Source organism: Legionella qingyii, assembly GCF_003990155.1.
Lineage (GTDB): Bacteria > Pseudomonadota > Gammaproteobacteria > Legionellales > Legionellaceae > Legionella > Legionella qingyii.
Genome location: NZ_RZGX01000040.1, coordinates 1 through 3529, shown reverse-complemented (window position 1 = coordinate 3529; position 3529 = coordinate 1). Strand labels below are relative to the sequence as shown.

The window sequence follows — 3529 nt, the reverse complement described above, 5'->3', positions numbered from 1 at the left end:
ATCCCGGTAAATTTAGGATACAATCTTTCTTGGGCATTTTAATCTTCCTTTTGACCGTCAAATCAATGGGTTAGTCTAGACTAACTTGATTAAAATGCCCCCTTTTTTGGGGTAGAGCCGACTAACTTGATTAAAATGCCCCCTTTTTTGGGGTAGAGCCAAAACGCCACATACGCAGTATCTCCTCTTTCCATAGACAGAATGTTTTACCAAGAGCTGCCAGGGCTTTAAATGGACTACTCTTCAGCTCATCGAGCATATTCAAAAACTGAGGAATCATTTTTCGACGCTGAGGTGTCAATCTATCAGGTCGTATATGCAGTAAAGCCAAGATGCCCCGGTTACTTTTTATTTGAGTTGATAGTTCGCGATAAGTCATCATACATTGATGTTGAAGCAAACGAATGACATGAAAGCGGTCAGCCACTATTTTTGCATTGGGAAAGCGCAATCCAGAGAGGACAGTTTCTCCAGTACTTGCAAAATAAAGCATATTGAACTCCCTATAAAGGCTATTTACAGTTATAAGCACAAAAGGATGCATCAGAGTAATCGAGTCGATTTGATTTAGATCAATGAATGTTTTTTATATAAAAATCTACTTTTTCGAATGAGATGAGCTCGGGCCTGGGCTTGGTAAAAAAGGGACATGTTTAATTTTTTCCTCTTACTTTTAAAATCGAATATCATTTTCTGCCATAATCTGTATAACTCGAACACATTATAATGATTGATATTTTCTCTGAAACAAGCCGAAGAAATTAATAAATCATCCTCTCTATAGTTGACTTCTTCTAGAAGAAATCTGATTCAAAATATCAGCCCAACTAGGGCTGGCCTTGAATTTTGAATAGAACAGTTTTTTATTGAGCTTGAGATTACAATTCACGATTCAGGCCTGAACCCAGATCCACACTAAAATTAATCGAGCAAATATTGGTCAAGTTAAGCGTTACTTAATCTTTGTGATTGTACAATGAGCGAACGTGCGTTATTCTGATGCAATCTATGGCTTCATCTAAAACAGACTTAAATTCAAATTGGATTTCTGAAGGTACTTTGGTGCCCAATACTTCAGAAATGATTGCAAATGTTGCCTGTAGTTATTCCAGAGCATTTATATTGAAAGGATCTACACAACTCGTTAATAATACTTACGATAAATCACAAAGGCTCTCTCTGTATAAAGCTGTAAAGGACTTAAGAGGTTTATATAGAGAGCATCTTGATTTTAGCTTAGAAATCAATACGGAATATCAGGGATTTCATCGAATTATCGAGTTGTGCAAAAAATTATCACTTGGTAATTGTTATGAGATGGCTCTTATGGCCCTTGATTATGTATTGCGTTACGCTCCTCCTTCTGTTAACAGAGAGCATCTTGATTTTAGCTTAGAAATCAATACGGAATATCAGAGATTTCATCGAATTATCGAGTTGTGCAAAAAATTATCACTTGGTAATTGTTATGAGATGGCTCTTATGGCCCTTGATTATGTATTGCGTTACGCCCCTCCTTCTGTTAACGCAGAAGTTTATCAAATTGAGGGAGGTGACCATGTCTTTTTAGTTGTGGGAAGGAAAAAAAATAGCAATCCGAACAATCCTGCAACATGGGGAAAGGACGCTTATATTTGTGACCCATGGTCTAATAAAGTTTATCCCGCTTCTGAATATTTAACTCAAACAAAGAATTATATTTTTTTGCGAAAAATGGATGGAGATTATTCTAACCAATTAGAAAATTTTGATAAACATCACCATAAGTTAAGCCCTATACCCTCAGAAAATACGGAATATTTGCGCAAAGCACACTCACGACCACATCTCGATAAAGTCATTGGGCTTTTTCAAACACGAATGAAGGCGACTCTTAATGCATTAGAAAAACTCGAAACTAATTTAAGAGCTATTATGAAACGGCTTGAGGTTAAATATCCCAACGACACACAGAAAAAAGAAATAATAGAAAAAATGGTGGATAAATTGCATGCAACCATTGGAAAAATAAAAGATGATATCAAGAAAGATTATGCCACATTACCCTACGATATTCTTCGTTCTAACTTAGAAAGCTTATCTAAAGAAAGCTTATCATCTTTTCAAAAGGCAATTAGTGTAAGCGAGGCAGATAAGACTGTTCTAATGAAATATAATGATGAAAATTCCTATGCTACAAAGGCTTTGCGTTTCTTTAATATTAAACCGAAAACAGTAAGAGATACACGTGATGCATTAATTGAAGCGCATAAGTCAGTAGAGAAAATATCAAAGAAGAATTGAAGAATAAATAACTTCTAGCTTGATCAAGGCAATAGTCACCCCGTTCCATCGAATATTTCGTTTTAATCCTCTAGATATCTTGGACGTGGCTGTATGATGTTATTTTGCTATATCTTTCTGTTGATATCGTTGCATAAAATTTAGATGTTGATAAGACATTTACAAGCCCTTTATTCCCTAATCCATTTCTAGCTTATTGAATTATAATGGAATTGAGCTTCAGAAGTGAATCGACTATTCATAGTATTCAACGATAGAAGCTAAGTGTTTATTGTGTTCTTTATTGAGATATTTTTTATGAAAGTACAAAACGCTAATCTGAGTTCTTATAACGTAAAACGGCATTACTGAATATTAAGAAAAATGGATTTCCACTCCATACTACTTTAAGATAAATTTCGATTGACGCCAGGGAGTTGGTTCATCATGAACAATACAAAATGATTGCGGCTATCTGTATAGGTAACGCCATGGAGTGGTATGACTTTATGATTTATAACTTCATGTTACTTTTTATTGCGCAAAATTTTCCCCCCAGTCATAACTCCATTACCTCGTTACTTACCTCCTTGGCGAGCTCAGGTGTTGTTCTTGCAATTCGGCTTTTGATTTTACCAATTGGTTTGGTTATTAAGACGTCAATTACATAAACAATTAATGTTTCCTGAAAAACAAACTACAGTTATCTACGCACAAATCCGTCAGCAAAAAAAGAATTTGTTTATCGCTTTATGCTTGGTCAGTGGTTGCACGGTCTTGTCTACACGATATTTAGTTATATGCCTACTTTTAGCAAACTATATTTGTATTTACCATGACTTTGCAGCAAAAAAGCATTGAATCATTATTTTCACTACAACCTATTGATTATATTACAACTAATAAATAACCTTGCTGCCCTTAAGTGGCGCAGGGTTGCTTGATAAATAATTAGAGATTGTAAATCTGAAAAATATATTGCTTATGACCTGAAAATTTAGTGGTATTTGAAATATCCAGGTAAATAGAAGTAAGGATATATCTGCTTAGTCTGATTAATCGTAAAACTAAGGCCTGTTGACAATTCACCCTGCAATACGTTCTTTTGATCGCAAGTAAGACTAGATGATGCCATTAGCTTTATCCGTGTGTATTCCGGAGCGAAATGATCACCAATTCCGGCCGCATTTGATCGCAGATTCCGGAAACACTTGATCAGAGATTCCGGCATTACTTGATCACCGATTCCGGAGCATTTGATCAGTGA

General features: G+C 35.4%; 1 protein-coding gene and 1 pseudogene. One reads left to right on the top strand and one right to left on the bottom strand.

Going from position 1 to position 3529, the window contains the following annotated elements; translation table 11 throughout:
* Positions 1–151: 151 nt before the first annotated feature.
* Positions 152–445: pseudogene (locus tag ELY20_RS16635) on the bottom strand (transposase); the annotation flags it as partial.
* A 563-nt stretch (positions 446–1008) separates the two neighbouring features.
* On the opposite strand from ELY20_RS16635, the gene ELY20_RS16630 reads away from it, so the two are divergent.
* On the top strand, positions 1009–2283 hold the full coding sequence (locus tag ELY20_RS16630) for a hypothetical protein (protein WP_127059517.1): 1275 nt from the start codon (positions 1009–1011) through the stop codon (positions 2281–2283).
* Positions 2284–3529: the final 1246 nt, after the last annotated feature.

Excerpts from the sequence above, each read along its gene's own strand:
- ELY20_RS16630 (WP_127059517.1), top strand. The coding sequence starts at position 1,009 with ATGGCTTCATCTAAAACAGACTTAAATTCAAATTGGATTTCTGAAGGT.